The organism is Serinicoccus sp. CUA-874 (assembly GCF_001942225.1).
GTDB classification, from domain to species: Bacteria; Actinomycetota; Actinomycetes; order Actinomycetales; family Dermatophilaceae; genus Ornithinicoccus; species Ornithinicoccus marinus.
The window spans coordinates 1-16530 of record NZ_MKJZ01000033.1 but is presented as its reverse complement, the minus strand read 5'-3'; the positions used below and the strand labels follow the sequence as shown (position 1 = coordinate 16530).

The following is a 16530-nucleotide window of genomic DNA, read 5'->3' as shown; positions in this document are numbered from 1 at the left end:
CGGAACCCCTGGACTGACGTCCGCGGCCACCGAGGGAGAGGTCGCAAGCGGCCGGCCACACCGCCTCGAGCATGCTCAAGGCAGACAGATGCCCATCAGGCGTTGGCATGCGTGGCTGGGGTGGGTTCGTCCACGAGAGCTTCAGTCGGTGGCAGGGCGAGTGCCATCCCCGCGTCGCGACGGACGTTGACCAGGCCGGCGGCGACGATGCCGAGGTGCCGCTGGCGGTCCAGGGCGGCCTCGATCTGGGCACGGGTCGTCTGACCGTCCACGACGACCAGCAGCACGGACTCGGCGGCGCTCATCGCGGCGTCGCTGTCCGCCGTGCCCGAGGGTGCGGCGTTGAAGATGACGTAGTCGTAGTCCGAGCGCACACGGTCCACGAGCTCCCGCAGGGCGGGGCCGCCCTGGAGGTCGCGGATGCCGGCGGGGTCGTGGCCGATCGGCAGGACGTCGATGCCGTGGACCGAACGGACCGCGTCGTAGAAGAGCTCGTTGCGGCCGAGGATGTCGGACAGGCCGGGGCGGCCCTCGACCCCCAGAGCGGTGTGCAGGCCATCGGCGTAGGCGTCGGCGTCGACGACCAGGACGGAGTATCCGGCATCGGCCAGGCTGATGCCGAGGTTGGGCACCACCAGCGACCGCGGGTTCTTGCCGACACCGGAGACGACGAGCACGTGCGGTCGCGCACAGTTCGCGACGACACCGGCACGGAGCTGCCGGAAGGCCTCCCGGACGTGCGCGAGACCCTCCTCGTCGTGCTTGTGCCTGACGCGCGGGATCGAGGCGAAGACCGGCAGGCCGCTGACGGAGAAGTCCTCCTCCGAGCGGACCACGTCCTGGCGCCACTCGCGGAGGAGTGCCGCCAGCACGGCGAGAACGGCCCCGACCACGGCGGCCAGCGCCAGCAGCAGCCAGGACGGGACGCCGTCCGGCGCGGTGGGCTCCTCGGCCGGGTTCAGGACGGTGCCGGGGTCGGTGCTCACCACCTGCTCGGCGCTGAGGTTGGCGTTGAGCTGGGCGAGCCGGTCGGTGAACAGCTGGACCTGCTGCTGGGCGAACCCGCCCACCCCGTCCGCGGCGTCGCGCAGGCTCTGCTGGGCCGACTCCGCCTGAGAGGTCAGACCCTCGATGCGGCTCTCCTGCAGTTCCGTGGCGGCGGTGCCCCGATATGCCAGGAACGAGTCGGCGAAGGCCTGGGCACCCGACCGGGCGTTCTCGGGGGTGTCGCTGGTGTAGGCGATCTCGAGGGTCTGCGTCGCATCCAGGACGCGCACGGCCAGCTCGCCGTCCTCGTCACGGAGCGGGCGCCCGGCATCCTCGGAGGCCAGCGCAGCCACGGCGGGGGTGGTCACGGTGCGCGCCTCGGTCTGCATGGCGATGGTGTTCTGCGTCCCGCTCGTGGTGGCCACCTCGGGGGAGAGCGGACTGCCCGGCACCGGCTTGAGCAGGACGACCGAACGTGCGGTGTAGCTGGACTCCTGGGTGGCGGCGTACCCGGCCGCCAACCCGACGACGAGGGCGAGGGTGAGCAGCATCACCCACGGATGATGCCGTGCTGCCGTCAGCACGGATGGGAGACCGCGGGGTCCGCCCTGGCTGTCGTTCACAACAATCCCCCTATGGACGTCTACATGAACGAGCCCATGATACGCGCCTGACCAGTGGATCCACGCATCGCCGGGGGTCGAGGGTCAGGCCGCGCCGCCCGTGGCGTCGCTTCGTCGGACCGCGGCTCGCAGGTCGGCCTCGTTGGTGAGCGCGGTCTCGTCGTCGGTGGGGACCCCCAGCTCGTTCTCGAGCGCGTCCGCTGCGGTCTGGCCGGACTCGATCTTTCCTCGACCCAGGACCGAGCCGATGGCGCGGAGGTATGCCTTGCGCTGCGGCCTCCAGTCGAGCACGGAGACGGCGCGGCGCCGACCGCGGACGGCCATCCCCGCACGCAGGTCGTCGTCGTCGAGCAGCTGTTCCACGGCATCCGCGAAGGCACCGATGTCGCCTGGAGGGACGTAGAGCACCGAGTCGGCCCCGGAGATGCGCGTCTCCTTCAGGTCGAAGGCGACCGACGGCAGCCCGAAGGCCATGTACTCCATGGTCTTGTTCATCGTCGACAGGTCGTTCATCGGGGTCCGCGGGTCCGGTCCGAGACCCACGTCGGCGGCGTTGAGGTATCGCGCGATCTCATCCGGTCCGACCCGACCGGTGAACTCGACGTGGTCGTCGAGGTCGAGTCGGGTGCACTCCTGACGCAGCGACTCGAGGCTGTCGCCGAAGCCGAGGAGGACGGCGCGCACCGAGGTGCGCCCGCGCCGGTGGACGAGCTCGTCCATGAGATGCAGGACGCTCTCTACCCCGTCCTGCGGCCCCATGATGCCGAGGTAGGCGAGCAGGTGGCTGGCGCCCCCGCGCACGTCCGGGTCGGGGCGGCGGGGATACATGCTCCGGGTGTCCGGGCCGCTGCGCACCACGGTCACGTCGTGCTCGGCCAGGCCACCACGCTCCTGGGCGATCTCCTTGAACGACTCGTTGGTCGAGATCACGTGGTCGGCGGTGCGGAACGTGCACCGCTCCAGCCAGCGGAGCACCGCCAGCTCGGCGTGCTCCACAGGAGTGGTCGGAGCCCCGAACCGGGACAGGAAGAGCTCCGGGTTGAGGTCGTGGTGGTCGAAGACGAAGCGCACGCCGCGTGCCTTCCACAGCAGCGCGAGCAACCAGAAGGTGTCAGGGGGGTTGCAGGCCTGGATGACGTCGAACCCGCGTTCGCGACGCACGGTCAGGCTCAGCAACGCCGTGCGGATCCACGAGTACGCGAACTCGTAGGCGAAGCCCGCCAGCCCCTCGGCCTCGGGTGCCGGCGGGTACTTGTATAACGCCACTCCGTCGACCACGTGGTAGGTGGGGTCGCCGGGCCCCTGCGGGCAGATCACCGACACCTCGTAGCCGCTGTCCCGCAGCGCCTGGCACTCGAGCCAGACCCGGCGGTCCAACGGCACGGGGAGATTCTGCACGATGATCAGAATCCTGGGGGCCTGTCCGGCGCTTCTCATGCGAATATTCGTTCACGACTTGGTGTCCGAGTCAACTAGGCACGCGTGCAGGGTGAACGCGACCAGCGAGGTTGGGCCGTCGCTGCGAGGGCGGCTTATATCAGGGGCCACCAGCGGTGTCGTCACGGGGGTGCCGGGGTCGTCGGAGGCGCGATCTGTAGCCCGCCTGGGAACGTTTGCGAGACTTCTTTGAGAAGTCACGAGTAACCCCCGATTTCTCGCGTGTGCTCGGGGTTTTCAGCAATTGACAGTCCTGCGAGGGCGAACTAGTTTGCCGCTGCATGTCCCGAATTTCACGAAGGTCTTTGATCAAGAACGGCGGCGCCCTGTCCCTGGGTGGTGCGTCGCCCCTGCCCTCCTCAGCCAGGTCGAGGACTCGTCGACTCTGTTCCCCCGCGAGGCCCGCAACATCCTCCCCGCCCCTGCGGCAGGAGCCCGTTGGACCGGGCACCAGCCCGGGAAGATCTATCTCGGCATGTCGACGAACGGCGACATCGCCCGCGAGGTCCGCAAGACCGGCGCCATCGGTGTCCACCGGCACTACTACCAGTGGTCCTTCGGCCGGGGCGAGCGCTCCACCATCGCCAACGACCACGCGAACCGGCGCATCCCCTGGGTCAGCTTCAAGCCCCCGGGCGGCGGCACCAACGGCTGGAAGCAGATCGCGAACGGCCAGCACGACTCGGCGATCCGCGCCCGTGCCCGTGGCTACGCCTCATACTCCAGGCCGATCATCGTGACCTTCCACCACGAGCCTGCCGAGGAGGCTCGCTCCAGCCGCGACCTCCCCCGTCAGTGGCGCCGCGCCTTCTGCCGCATCCACGACCTGATGCAGGACGAGACGAACCTGCGCAACGTGGTCTTCGTGCCGATCATCGGCGACTACACGTTCAACCCGTGGAACAAGCGGGACAGGCCGGAGGACTGGGCCACTCCGGACGTGGTGCGTCGCTCTGGCTTCTTCGGGCTGGACCTCTACCAGAACCAGTCCGGTGACGGGCTCGACGAACGCATCGGTCGTGTGCGGGAGCACCTCGCCGACGCCGGCTACCCGAACAAGATGGTCGGCCTCGGTGAGACCGGGGTGGCACTGAAGTTCCGCAACCCCAGCGCGGTGACCTGGTGGCAGCGGCAGTGGCAGTGGGCCTCGCGCAACACCGACAAGATCGGCGTGATCTCCTACTTCAACAGCAACAACAACCCGTCCCGCCCGGACTGGCGGCTGTCGGAGAGCGCGGCCAAGCTCAGGGCCTTCCGCGACTCGCTGTCCAGCTGGAGGTCGTGCCGCCTCTGATCGTCCCCTGACAGGCGGCCGCATCTGCCGCCCGCCCCGACGCGCTATGCTCGCGCCTGCCCTGCACAGGGCCGCTCGTGAGCTCCGCGCGGCGGGGGCGTCTGTCGTGAAAGGGTCTGTCGAACATGTCCTGGGACGCGTGGGTCACGGTTGTCGTCATCCTCGGCGTCCTCGCGGCCTCGTCCGCCAGCGCACCAGCCGTGGGTGGTCGTCCTCGGTGGAGTGATCGTCCTGCTGAGCCTCGGTATGGTCACTCCGGCGCAGGCATTCTCCGGTTTCTCCAACCCCGCCCCCATCACCGTCGCCGCGCTGTATGTCGTCGCGGCCGGCATCGAGAAGACCGGGGCGCTCGCGCCGGTCATGCAGCGCACGCTGGGGGAGCGGGGGACCTACCGGGTGCCGTTGCTGCGGGTGCTGGCGCCCACCATGGGCGCCTCCGCGCTGCTCAACAACACCCCGATCGTCGCCATGCTCATCCCGCAGATCACCGCGTGGTGCGAGCGGCGCGGGCTGTCGGCGAGCAAGTTCCTCATGCCGGTGTCCTTCGCCGCCGTCCTCGGCGGACTGCTCACAGTCATCGGCACCTCGACCAACCTCGTCGTCTCCGGGCAGATGGGCGAGCTCGGCCTGGACGAGATCGGCTTCTTCGAGATCGGCAGGCTCGGTCTGCCGATCGCGCTCCTCGGCCTGGTCGCCCTGGTGGCGCTGTCGCCTCCCCTACTCCCGGCGCGCCGCTCGGCCCGTGAAGAGCTCGAGGAGCAGGGCCGACGCTTCTCTATCGAGATGATCGTCCAGGACGGCGGCGCGGTGGACGGCAAGACGGTGGAGGAGGCCAAGCTGCGCTCGCTGCCGGGGCTCTTCCTCGTCTCGGTCGACCGCGGCGACACGGTCATCGCCCCCGTGCGGCCCGACACCGTGCTACGGGGCGGCAACCGGCTGCACTTCGTCGGCTCCGTCAGCAAGGTCGTCGACGCCCAGGCCATGCCGGGCCTGCGTTCCGCCGAGCTCGAGCACGTGCTCGACCTGCAGAGCCAGACAGCGAAGTACTTCGAGGTCGTCGTCGGCTCCCAGTCCCCGCTCGTCGGCCGGACGCTGCGCGAGTCGGGCTTCCGCTCGACCTATCAGGCCGCGGTCGTCGGCATCCACCGCTCCGGCCACCTCGTCGATGGCAAGCTCGGCGCAGAGACGATCCGGCTCGGCGACACCCTCATCGTCGTCTCCGACCCCGACTTCCGCCGTCGCTGGCGCGACCACTCCGACTTCCTGCTCATCGCCGGTCTCGACGGCTCCCCACCCGCGGCGACGCCGCGCGCCTGGATCCCCGTCACCGTCCTGGTGCTCGTGGTCGGCCTCGCCGCCCTCGACGTCCTGCCGATCCTGCAGGGCTCGCTGCTCGGTGCGGTCGCGCTCGTGCTCTCCGGCGTGCTCTCCGCCCAGGAGGCCCGGCGCGCGGTCGACCTCGAGGTCATCCTCGTCATCGCCTCGGCCTTCGGGCTCGCCAGCGCCATGCAGGTCTCGGGCCTGGCCGGCGCGGTCGCCGGCGGGCTGGTCGCCTCGCTCGGCATCTTCGGCACCGTCGGGGTCCTGCTCGGCCTGGTGCTCGCGACGATCGTCCTCACCGAACTGGTGACGAACAACGCGGCGGCGCTGCTCATGCTGCCGGTCGCCGTGGCGACCGCCGGGTCAGTGGGGATGGACCCGCGTGGCGCGGCGATCGCCGTCGCCGTGGCCGCGTCGGCCTCGTTCCTGTCGCCGATCGGCTACCAGACCAACATGATGGTCTACGGCCCCGGGGGATACCGGTTCACCGACTATGCCCGGCTCGGCTGGGTGCTCACCGCGCTGGTGGTCGTGGCGACGGTGGTCCTGACCCCGCTGCTGTGGCCGTGACGGCTCAGCCCAGGTCCATCGTCGACAGCGCGGCGAGCAGCTCCTCGGCGACCTCGGGGCGGCACACGACGAGGTCGGGCGACCACGGGTTTTCCTTGTTGTAGACCAGCGGGCTCCCGTCGACCCGGCTCGTGTGCAGCCCGTATGCCTGAGCCACCGCGACCGGCGCAGCCGAGTCCCACTCGTACTGCCCGCCGGCGTGCACGTAGGCGTCCGACGACCCATCGACGACCGACATCGCCTTGACCCCGGCCGATCCCATCGGCACGGTCGTCGCGCCCATCGACCGGCCGAGCTCCTCGGCGAAGGCCGGGGGGCGCGAGCGGCTCACGGCCAGCCGCAGCGGCGGCGCGCCCTCCGGTCGCGCCGGGATGCCCTCGTCCTGCTCGTCGGTGCCGTAGGTCACGCCGCGGGCGGGGAGCGCGACTGCACCGGCGACGAGCTCGCCGCCCTGCCACAGCGCCACGTGCACCGCCCAGTCGTCGCGGGGCACCTCGCTGAACTCGCGGGTCCCGTCGAGTGGGTCGATGATCCATACCCGGTCGGCCGACAGCCGCGCGTGGTCGTCGGCCGCCTCCTCGCTGAGCACGGCGTCGCCGGGCGCGCGCTCGGCCAGGGCAGCGGCCAGCACCTCCTGGGAGGCGGCGTCCCCGGCGTCCTTGAGCTCGCGGCCCTCGACGCGGCGGCGTGCAGCTCGGTGCGCACGGCGAGCAGCCGCTCCCCGGCGAGGTCGGCGAGCTCGCGGGCGAGCTGGTGGTCGTCGGTCATGGTGGTTCCCCTCACGGTGTGGTGGTCGGTGTCGGTGGTGCGGCTGGTCAGTCGGTGATGGCGGGCAGCTCGAGCGCGGCCAGGATCTGGTCGACGAGCGGGTCGACGTCCTGCCCAGTCGTGTCGAGGGTCAGGGTGGCGTCGGTGGGCACCTCGTAGGGCGAGCTGATACCCGTGAAGTCGGGGATCTCGCCGGCGCGGGCACGGGCATACAGGCCCTTGCGGTCGCGCCGCTCGCACTCCGCGAGCGGGGTGGCGACGTGGACGAGGACGAGCCGGCCGCCCCGGCCCTCGACCATGGCGCGGACGTCGTCGCGGGTGCGCTGGAAGGGCGCGATGGGGCTGGCGATCGCGATCCCGCCGTGCCGCGCGATCTCCGCGGCGACCCAGCCGATGCGACGGATGTTGGTCTCGCGATCCTCGGGCGAGAAGCCCAGCCCCGCCGACAGGTGGCGACGCACGACATCGCCGTCGAGCAGCGAGACCGCCCGGCCCTCGTCCTCGACGAGCCGGTCGCGCAGCGCCCGCGCCAGCGTCGACTTCCCGGAGCCGGAGAGCCCGCTGAGCAGGACCACGACGCCCTGTCCCTGTCCCTGGTGTGCCCTGGGCTCGCCCCGGCCGGTCAGGTCGTGGACGGTGCCGTGGTCGCCGGCGAGGGCGGTGCGCAGCTGCTCGATGCGCCGCTCCCGGTCCGCGGCGGCGAGCCCAACCGGGCCGATACGCAGGACATAACCTCCCTCGTCGGCCGCCCTCCGGACCGCCCGGACGAGGTCGAGGTCGCGCTGGTTGTCGTCGCCGTCGACCGAGGCCAGCGCCACGAGCGTTCGAGTGCTGTCCGGGATCTCCGCTAGGGCAGCCGGGTCGTCCACGAGTGCCGCCGGCAGCTCGACGCCGGCGTCGTCGAGGTGCCACCGCTCGAACGGGCGGGAGGAGCGGGCCGACAGCCAGGTGAGTGCGCCGTCCTCGGCCACCTTGGCGACCGGCACGCCCTCGGCGTCGACCACGGTGACGGGTCCCGCCGGCAGCGCCACGTCGTCCGGCGCGAGCAGCCCCAGACGCACCAGCTCGAGGTCGTCGAGCACGGGCATACCGGGGAAAAGCGCGGGGGAGCCACCAGGTGAGGTCACGGGGCAACCCTAGGCCAGGAGCAGAAGGTGCGGAGCAACGATGCGGGCTATGGGGCATTTGTCAGATATCGTGCTCGCGCAGCATCCGTAGGGGAAAGGCGCAGGTGTGACAGTCGACGGCAACTACCGACTCTCCCAGCTCGACGAGCTGGAGGCAGAGTCGATCCATATCTTCCGCGAGGTCGCGGCCGAGTTCGAGAAGCCGGTGCTGATGTTCTCCGGCGGCAAGGACTCGATCGTCATGCTCCGGCTCGCGGAGAAGGCGTTCTACCCCGCCAAGGTGCCCTTCCCGGTGCTCCAGGTCGACACCGGCTACGACTTCCCCGAGGTCCTGGCCACGCGCGACCGCTGGGTCGACCGGCTCGGGGTGCGGCTGCACGTCGCCTCGGTCGAGCAGGCGATCAAGGACGGCATCGTCGTCGACGACGGCAAGACGCCCCGCAACCGGCTGCAGATCGGGACGCTGCTCAACGCCATCGAGGAGGAGGGCTACACGGCCGCCTTCGGTGGTGGCCGCCGTGACGAGGAGAAGGCCCGCGCCAAGGAGCGCGTCTACTCCCACCGCGACGAGTTCGGCCAGTGGGACCCCAAGAACCAGCGGCCCGAGCTGTGGAGCCTCTACAACGGCCGCATCCACGAGGGCGAGCACATGCGCGTCTTCCCGCTGTCCAACTGGACCGAGCTGGATGTCTGGGACTACATCCGCCGTGAGGCGATCGACATCCCCTCGATCTACTACGCGCACCAGCGGCGGGTCTTCGAGCGAGGCGGCATGCTCTTCACCGAGAGCGAGTTCAACCCGCTGCGTGACGGCGAGACGGTCACCGAGCGCACCGTCCGCTTCCGCACCGTCGGCGACCTGACGCTCACCGGCTGCCTGGAGTCGGACGCCGACGACCTGGACAAGATCATCGAGGAGGTCGCGGCCTCCCGCATCACGGAGCGCGGCGCCACTCGTGGTGACGACAAGTTCTCCGAGGCCGCCATGGAGGACCGCAAGAAGGAGGGCTACTTCTGATGGGTACCGAGACCGGGATGGACCTGCTGCGCTTCGCGACCGCAGGCTCCGTGGACGACGGCAAGTCGACGCTCATCGGTCGCCTCCTGCTTGACAGCAAGGCGATCTTCGAGGACCAGCTGGAGTCGGTCGAGAAGACCTCCAAGGACAAGGGCTTCGACTACACCGACCTTGCGCTGCTCACCGACGGCCTGCGAAGCGAGCGGGAGCAGGGCATCACCATCGACGTGGCCTACCGATACTTCGCGACGCCGCGGCGCAAGTTCATCATCGCCGACACCCCGGGCCACGTGCAGTACACCCGCAACATGGTCACCGGCGCCTCGACCGCCGACCTCGGCCTGGTCCTCGTCGACGCCCGCCAGGGCATGACCGAGCAGTCGCGTCGTCACGCCGTCATCCTGTCGATGCTGCGGGTGCCGCACCTCGTGCTCGCGGTCAACAAGATGGACCTCGTGGACTTCTCCGAGGAGCGGTTCCGCGAGATCGAGGCCGAGTTCACGGCCTTCGCGCGCAAGCTCGACGTGCCAGACCTCACCGTGATCCCGATCTCGGCGCTGCAGGGCGACAACGTCGTCTCGCGCAGCGACAACATGGACTGGTATGAGGGCAGCAGCCTGCTGCACCACCTCGAGCACGTCTACATCGGCTCGGACCGCGAGATGCGCGACGTCCGCTTCCCGGTGCAGTACGTCGTGCGCCCCAAGTCGGACGAGTTCCACGACTACCGCGGGTATGCCGGTCAGGTCGCCGGCGGCGTCATGAAGCCCGGCGACGAGGTCATCGTCCTGCCGAGCGGGATGACGAGCACCATCGAGGCGATCGACGCCTTCGACAAGCAGCTGGACGAGGCATACCCCCCGATGTCGGTGACCGTGCGGCTGGCTGACGACGTGGACGTCAGCCGCGGCGACATGATCGCCCGCGTCAACAACCAGCCGGAGCAGACGCAGGACCTCGACGCGATGGTCTGCTGGATGTCGCCGGGCGCCCTGAAGCCGCGGGCCAAGCTGCTCGTCAAGCACACGACGCGCACGGTGAAGGCGCTGGTCAAGGAGATCGACTACCGCCTCGACGTCAACACCCTGCACCGCGACCAGGAGGCTGAGGAGATCGGCCTCAACGAGCTGGGCCGCGTGCGCATGCGGGTGCAGCAGCCGCTCATGGTCGACCTCTACGAGCAGAACCGGGTCACCGGCAGCTTCATCCTCATCGACCAGGCGTCCGGCGTCACGGTCGGGGCGGGGATGATCCGTAGCTGAAGGGCAGGCATGCGGGAATCCCACCAAGAGGACCCTGACGTCGCCCCACACATTCTCTGCGTCACGGCGCATCCCGACGATGCGGAGATTGCCCTGGGAGGCGCTATCTCGGCCTGGTGCCATGCTGGGCTACGCTTGACCGTCGCTGTCTGCTCCACGAGCGAGCGTTCAGCAGCGATGTCCGAGCGGCGTAAGAACGCAGCCGCGAGAGCGGCCCGGATACTGGGACACGAATTGACCTGGGTGTTCCCTCACGACCTCCGTCGCGTCGAGGACGTGACCGAGCACGAGCTTGTGGGACGCATCGACGGGCTGGTGAGAGAGTCCGGCGCCGACGCCGTCCTTGCTCACGCGGACTGCGACTCCCATGCAGATCACCGAATGGTGTCCAGGGCTGTCCTGGCATCATCTCGAACTTGGCCGGACAGTGCCCTGCTCTCTTTCGGTGTCAGCGAGCCGCGCACTGCGGCTTACACTCGATTTCAACCTTCCATCTTCATCCCCGTCGCAGGTCACCTCGAAAGCAAACGAGCCGCCATCCATGAGTTTCACTACGACGGGAAAGGATACCGGGACCTCGACGACGACGCGATGGAGTTGCGGCTGCGCGCCATGGGATCGTTGTGTGGCGTAGACGCGGCTGAGGGTCTCAGTCTGCTTCGCGTTGTTGGACAGACCCGCGGCGCGCGTGCCCTCGCCTGGCTGCTTCGCAAGGTGCCAGATCCCTCCTCAGACACGGCGAACGGTGTCGACTCCGTAAGAGCTCTCGACCATCGTGAGTGACCGCCCGCCGGCAGCAGCTACTCCCACGTGGCCACCAAGCCGTGTGAGGGCAGTCGGGGGGACGTGACTGGCGAACACCGCCCCCACATGTGGTAGCAAGTCATCTACACTCGGCGACCATGAGTGAGCAGGTGGGGGCTACCGTGGAGTGGCAAGAGCTGCGCAAGACCCTCAAGCCGCAGTGGGTGTGGGCGGTCGCGCTCGGCTCGGCGATCGGCTGGGGTGCCTTCGTGCTCCCGCAGGACCTGCTGGCACAGGCCGGGCCCCTCGGTGCCAGCCTCGGGCTGGTCATCGGCGGGGCGCTGATGTGCCTCATCGCGGTGAGCTACGGCCTGCTCATCCGGCACTTCCCGGTGAGCGGTGGGGAGTATGCCTACGCCTTCTCCTTCTTCGGCCGCACCCATGCCTTCGTCGCCGGGTGGGCGCTGGTCCTGGGCTACGTCTCGATCATCGCGCTCAACGCCTCGGCGCTCGCGCTGCTCTTCCGGCGGCTGCTGCCGCCGGTGGTCGAGTGGGTGCCGCTGTGGGAGGTGGCGGGCTGGCAGGTCTACCTGGGTGAGGTCGTCGTCGCCTCGGCCGCCCTCGTGCTTTTCGCGCTGCTCAACGCGCGCGGCGGCACGCTGTCCGGGCGGGTGCAGTATGCCTTCTGCCTGGTCATGCTGGCCGCCGTCGCCTGCATTCTCGTCGCCACCTGGCTGCACCCGGACACGCCGCTGTCCAACCTGGAGCCGGGCTTCCCCGAGGGCGTGGCGCCGGTCAGCGCCGTCCTCATGATCGTCGCGATCGCCCCGTGGGCCTACGTCGGCTTCGACAACGTGCCGCAGGCCGCTGAGGAGTTCGACTTTTCCCCGACCAAGGCCTTCGGCTCATCCTCCTGGCGATCGTCGCGGCCGCCGGCATCTACGTCGCGATGCTGCTGGCCACCGCTGTCGCCCAGCCCTGGCCGCAGATGGTCGCGGACGAGCCGGCCTGGGGGACCGCCGACGGGTTGGAGACCCTCTTCGGGCCGATCGGGCTGCTGCTGCTCGCCGTGGCGGTCGTCATGGGCGTCTCGACCGGGCTCAACGGCTTCTACGTCTCCGCGAGCCGGCTGCTCTTCGCGATGGGGCGTGCGCGGGTGCTGCCGCCGTTCTTCGCCAAGATCAACGATGCCGGCGCCCCCGGGCGGGCCGTCTGGTTCGCCGCAGCGCTGTGCCTCATCGCGCCGCTCTTCGGCCGGGAGGCGCTGCTCTGGGTCGTCGACATGACCTCCGTCGGGGTGACGGTCGCCTACACCTACACCTGCCTCGCGGCATACCGTCTCTGGCGCTGGTCGGGCAGCGACCAGGGCGACCCGTCCACGCGGTCGACCGGCCGCAAGGTGCTCAGCGGCCTGGGGGCCCTGACCGGCTTGCTCTTCCTCGGCCTGCTCCTGATCCCCGGCTCGCCGGCGCAGTTGGGCACGCCCTCCTGGATCGCGCTCGGCGTCTGGGTGCTGCTGGGCGTCATCTTCTACGTCATGCGGCTCCCCGCGAGCCGGCAGATCGACGACGAGGAGATGCGCCACCTGGTGCTGGGCGAGCATGCAGAAACAACTTGGACCACGGACGCCGCGCGATGACCCATCGTGCTGGCTCTACAACGTCGACGAAACTCACGGAGGCACAAGTCGTGTCATTGCACGTCGCCGTCCTCGGGCTCGGTTACATCGGCCTGCCCACTGCGGCGATCCTCGCCACCCACGGTCACCGCGTCACGGGAGTGGACGTCAGCGCACGACACGTTGAGGCAGTGAGCCAAGGACGCCTACCGTTCGTCGAGCCCGACCTGGAGAGCCAGGTGGCCGAAGCAGTGAGCATCGGTCACCTGACTGCTCAGCGGCATGCCACGCCGGCAGACGTCTTCATCATCGCCGTTCCCACCCCCTTCGCCGAGGGGTATGCCGCTGACCTCTCCTACGTCGACGCTGCTGTCGACGGCGTCATCCCACATCTCCGGGGTGGTGAACTCATCATCCTCGAGTCGACCTCGCCGCCCGGCACCACGCAACGCCTCGCCGACAGGGTCCGCGCAGCCCGGCCCGACCTGAGCACCGACGGCAGCACTGATCACGACGTCGCGATCGCGCACTGCCCCGAGCGGGTGCTCCCGGGGCGTGTCATGGTCGAGCTGGTCGAGAACGACCGGATCGTCGGAGGCCTCACGCCCACGGCTGCCGAGCGCGCCAAGGCGCTGTACGAGACCTTCTGCCGCGGCCAGATCCATCTCACCGACGCAGTCACCGCGGAGCTGGCCAAGCTCACTGAGAACGCCTTCAGAGATGTCAACATCGCCTTCGCCAACGAGCTCTCACTGATCTCCGAACGCCTCGGCGTTGACGTCTTCGAGCTCATCGACTTGGCGAACAAGCATCCCCGTGTCAACATCCTCCAGCCGGGACCGGGGGTCGGGGGTCATTGCATCGCCGTCGACCCGTGGTTCATCGTCTCGGCCGCTCCCGAGCAGTCACGTCTGATCCGCACCGCGCGGGAGGTCAACGACCACAAGCCGGAGCACGTGATCGGTCAGGTCATGGCAGCCGTGGACGGCATCAGGTCGCCGGTGATCGCCACGCTCGGCCTGGCGTTCAAGCCGGACATCGACGACATGCGGGAGTCCCCGGCCCTGGAGATCACCGCGCAGCTGGCAGAGCGTCTTCCGGCGGCTGCGGTCCTGGCGGTGGAGCCCAATGTTGACACGCTGCCGGAGCGCCTCAGCTCCTTGCCGAACGTCCGACTGGCTTCCTTGGAGGAGGTCGCACGGACTGCGGACGTCGCTGCCCTGCTCGTGGATCATCGCGAGTTCAAGGAGAGTCCATGGACGCCTGACATCCCGGTGATCGACACACGTGGTGTCTGGCGGGGAACCGCATGAGCGCGCGCAAGCGAGTCATGACGGTCTACGGCACCCGGCCGGAAGCCATCAAGGTCGCGCCCGTACTCCGGGCCCTGCAGGACCACCCGCGTCTCGAGAGCGTCACCGTCGTGACGGGACAGCACAGGGAGATGCTGGACCAGGTCAACGAGATCTTCGGCATCGTGCCCGATCACGACCTCGACGTCTTCGCCCACGCCCAGAGCCTTAACGCCCTCATGGCCAAGATTTTCGAGCGGCTGGATCCGGTCCTTGAGTCATCCCAGCCCGATGCCCTCATGGTGCAAGGCGACACCAGCACAGTGGCGGCCGCCGCCGTGGCCGCGTTCTACCGACGCATACCGGTGGTCCATCTCGAGGCGGGGCTGCGCAGCGGCGACATCATGTCGCCCTTCCCCGAGGAGGCCAACCGGCGGATCACCTCGCAGGTGAGTGCCTTGCACCTGGCTCCGACGGCGAGTTCCCGCGACAACCTGCTGCGTGAGGGGATCCATGGCGATGGCGTGGTCATCACGGGGAACACCGTGATCGACGCCTTGCTGCACACGGTGGCCGAGAGACAGGACTTCGCGGATGAGCGGTTGGCCGAGCTGGAGGCTGCGGGCGGCCGGGTGCTGCTGGTCACCTCACATCGGCGGGAGAGCTGGGGCGAGGCCATGCATGGCGTCGGGCGCGCACTGCGGCGGCTCGCAGAGGCATACCCCGAGACCACGATCGTGCTGCCCGCTCACCGAAACCCGGTGGTCCGCGAGGCGATCCTGCCCCACCTCGAGGGGCAGGACAACGTGCTGGTGACCGAGCCCCTGGCGTATGCGGAGTTCACCCGGCTCATGAAGCTGGCGAGCGTCGTCCTCACCGACTCGGGCGGGGTGCAGGAGGAGGCCCCCTCGCTCGGCAAGCCGGTGCTCGTGATGCGCGAGAACACCGAGCGACCCGAGGCCGTCGCCGCCGGCACGGTGCGGCTGATCGGCACGGCGGAGGACAACGTCGTCGCTGAGGTCGCTCGGCTGCTCGACGAGCCAGAGGCATACCGAGTCATGGCCAATGCCACGAACCCCTACGGAGACGGCAACGCCACCTCACGATGCATCGCCGCCCTTGCCCAGATGCTGGGCGTCGGGGAGCGCGAGCCCGACTTCTCCGGTTGAGCCGCTGGCCACCGCCCCTCGGGTCTAGTTCTCGCTGGCGGCCTCGTCGAAGGCGCCTGCCAGGCCTCCTTGGGGTAGCGCTCCAGCAGGCTGAGGTGTTTGAGGGCAGCTGCGTGGAAGACGACGTCGGGGCGGGTGACCGCGAACTGCGCGCGCAGATTGTCCGCGTCCCTGATGTCGGCCAGCATGGGGTCCTCGCCCTCGAGCAGGCCGCGCCCCGTCAAGGAGAGCTGCACGCTGCGGTCGTCGTCGAGGAGGGCGACGGGCGTGAACTCCGAGCGGTCGTCGTGCAGCATGTTGTGCACGAGCCTGCGGCCCGCGAGGCCAGCGCCGAAGACGATGACCTTCTCGCCGTTCGGGTTGCGGCTGATCAGCCGCGAGCGGTAGGTGCGCACGAAGAAGCGGGCGGCCAGCATCAGGACGATCGCCAGTGCCGGGGCCAGCAGGGCGCTCGACCGCGGGATGAAGACGGCCGGCGTCAGCCAGGCGATCGCCATGAGCGCCAGGGCGGTGATGAGCGCCGTCCGAGTCAGCGCCGTGATCTCGTCGAAGCTGCCCCGCATGTGGCGCACTAGGTAGGGGCCGGTGAGGAGGCCCACGACCGCGTGGATGCTGGCCACGAGGCCCATTCCGATCCACAAATTAGAACCTGTGAAAATAGTCAAGGAAAAGTCAAGTCGGCCCCAGATGGCAATCATCAGGGCAAAGGCCCAGCATGAGGCGTCGACGATCACCCAGAAGGTGCGGATAGCCATCTCGCGCCGGGCATGCGCGGCCGACCGGAATTCAGACATGTCTGGGCCTTTGATGATGGGGCGGGACATGTCATTGTGTGGCAGAAGTGATCAGAAATGCAACGTGCTTCATTTCACGACGACACCACGTGGGAGGGGAGCCTCGCCGTGGGAGGTCAGTTCGTCTCGTCGGCGATCTGCTCCGAGCTCTTCCGGCTCGCCTTGGCGATCACCTTGGTCGACTCCCGGTTGGCCAGCATCCGCGCCAGCCCGACCAGCGCGCCGGAGAGCACCGCGAAGGCCACGGCCTCCTTGAAGTCGATGTCCGGGTCCTCCGGGTTGGTCGGGGAGTCGTTGCCCGTGACGAACTTCCAGGTGCCGTCGGTGGCCTTGCGCGCGATGGAGCTGGCCGCCAGGACGGCGCCGACGGTCATGGCTTTGGCGACGAGATTACCCATGACCCGAATACCTGAGTTCCGCAGCTAATCAGTTATCTGGGGCATGGCCGGGTGGAAAGGTGCAGGTCAGTGGGTTGGTGGTTGATGACACGAGTCGGATTGCCTAGTG

At 69.1% G+C, this 16530-nt stretch carries 14 protein-coding genes and 1 pseudogene; 9 read left to right on the top strand and 6 right to left on the bottom strand.

What is annotated here, in order from left to right:
• Positions 1-95: 95 nt before the first annotated feature.
• A complete protein-coding gene (locus tag BJF80_RS08965; RefSeq protein ID WP_075812995.1) occupies positions 96-1538 on the bottom strand; it encodes an AAA family ATPase in 1443 nt (480 codons plus the stop codon).
• Positions 1539-1694: 156 nt separating this feature from the next.
• Positions 1695-2993, bottom strand: a complete 1299-nt coding sequence (locus BJF80_RS08960) for a glycosyltransferase family 4 protein (RefSeq protein WP_237767512.1) — start codon at positions 2991-2993, stop codon at positions 1695-1697.
• Positions 2994-3522: 529 nt separating this feature from the next.
• Here BJF80_RS08960 and BJF80_RS08955 point away from each other — a divergent pair.
• Complete coding sequence (locus BJF80_RS08955; RefSeq protein WP_075812991.1) at positions 3523-4341, top strand: hypothetical protein; 819 nt, start codon at positions 3523-3525, stop codon at positions 4339-4341.
• 204 nt (positions 4342-4545) lie between these two features.
• A complete protein-coding gene (locus BJF80_RS08950) occupies positions 4546-6231 on the top strand; it encodes an SLC13 family permease (RefSeq protein WP_269087389.1) in 1686 nt (561 codons plus the stop codon).
• A 4-nt stretch (positions 6232-6235) separates the two neighbouring features.
• On the opposite strand, the gene BJF80_RS08945 is transcribed toward BJF80_RS08950, so the two are convergent.
• Together BJF80_RS08945 and cysC are read right to left on the bottom strand one after the other, a co-directional pair.
• Positions 6236-6862, bottom strand: coding sequence for a 3'(2'),5'-bisphosphate nucleotidase CysQ (locus BJF80_RS08945; RefSeq protein WP_321166374.1), 627 nt, complete (start codon positions 6860-6862; stop codon positions 6236-6238).
• Positions 6863-7046: 184 nt separating this feature from the next.
• The gene (cysC, locus tag BJF80_RS08940) at positions 7047-8126 is read right to left on the bottom strand and encodes an adenylyl-sulfate kinase (protein WP_237767511.1); all 1080 of its coding nucleotides are present in this window, start codon (positions 8124-8126) and stop codon (positions 7047-7049) included.
• 106 nt (positions 8127-8232) lie between these two features.
• Here cysC and cysD point away from each other — a divergent pair, with 106 nt between their 5' ends.
• From cysD to wecB, 7 genes and pseudogenes are all read left to right on the top strand, one after another.
• Positions 8233-9144 (top strand): sulfate adenylyltransferase subunit CysD, encoded by a 912-nt coding sequence (gene cysD / locus BJF80_RS08935; RefSeq protein ID WP_075812987.1) that lies wholly within the window; start codon positions 8233-8235, stop codon positions 9142-9144.
• Positions 9144-10406: a sulfate adenylyltransferase subunit CysN gene (cysN, locus tag BJF80_RS08930; RefSeq protein ID WP_237767510.1), complete on the top strand. Its 1263-nt coding sequence runs from the start codon at positions 9144-9146 to the stop codon at positions 10404-10406. The genes cysD and cysN overlap by 1 nt, the downstream gene beginning before the upstream one ends.
• Before the next feature lie 9 nt (positions 10407-10415).
• A complete protein-coding gene (locus BJF80_RS08925) occupies positions 10416-11189 on the top strand; it encodes a PIG-L deacetylase family protein (protein WP_075812985.1) in 774 nt (257 codons plus the stop codon).
• A gap of 119 nt (positions 11190-11308) precedes the next feature.
• Positions 11309-11971 (top strand): annotated as a pseudogene (locus BJF80_RS20755) (amino acid permease); the annotation flags it as partial.
• A 128-nt stretch (positions 11972-12099) separates the two neighbouring features.
• On the top strand, positions 12100-12789 hold the full coding sequence (locus BJF80_RS20750) for an APC family permease (protein ID WP_269087388.1): 690 nt from the start codon (positions 12100-12102) through the stop codon (positions 12787-12789).
• 50 nt (positions 12790-12839) lie between these two features.
• Entirely contained in the window at positions 12840-14081 is a 1242-nt protein-coding gene (gene wecC / locus BJF80_RS08915) for a UDP-N-acetyl-D-mannosamine dehydrogenase (RefSeq protein WP_075812983.1), read from the top strand.
• Positions 14078-15229, top strand: a complete 1152-nt coding sequence (wecB, locus tag BJF80_RS08910; protein ID WP_075812981.1) for a non-hydrolyzing UDP-N-acetylglucosamine 2-epimerase — start codon at positions 14078-14080, stop codon at positions 15227-15229. The genes wecC and wecB overlap by 4 nt, the downstream gene beginning before the upstream one ends.
• Here the strand turns inward: wecB and BJF80_RS20035 are convergent.
• Together BJF80_RS20035 and BJF80_RS08900 are read right to left on the bottom strand one after the other, a co-directional pair.
• Positions 15139-16053, bottom strand: coding sequence for a polysaccharide biosynthesis protein (locus tag BJF80_RS20035; RefSeq protein WP_237767509.1), 915 nt, complete (start codon positions 16051-16053; stop codon positions 15139-15141). The two genes, wecB and BJF80_RS20035, sit on opposite strands and share 91 nt — an antisense overlap.
• Before the next feature lie 86 nt (positions 16054-16139).
• The gene (locus BJF80_RS08900; protein ID WP_075812977.1) at positions 16140-16421 is read right to left on the bottom strand and encodes a DUF4235 domain-containing protein; all 282 of its coding nucleotides are present in this window, start codon (positions 16419-16421) and stop codon (positions 16140-16142) included.
• Between the last annotated feature and the right edge of the window lie 109 nt (positions 16422-16530).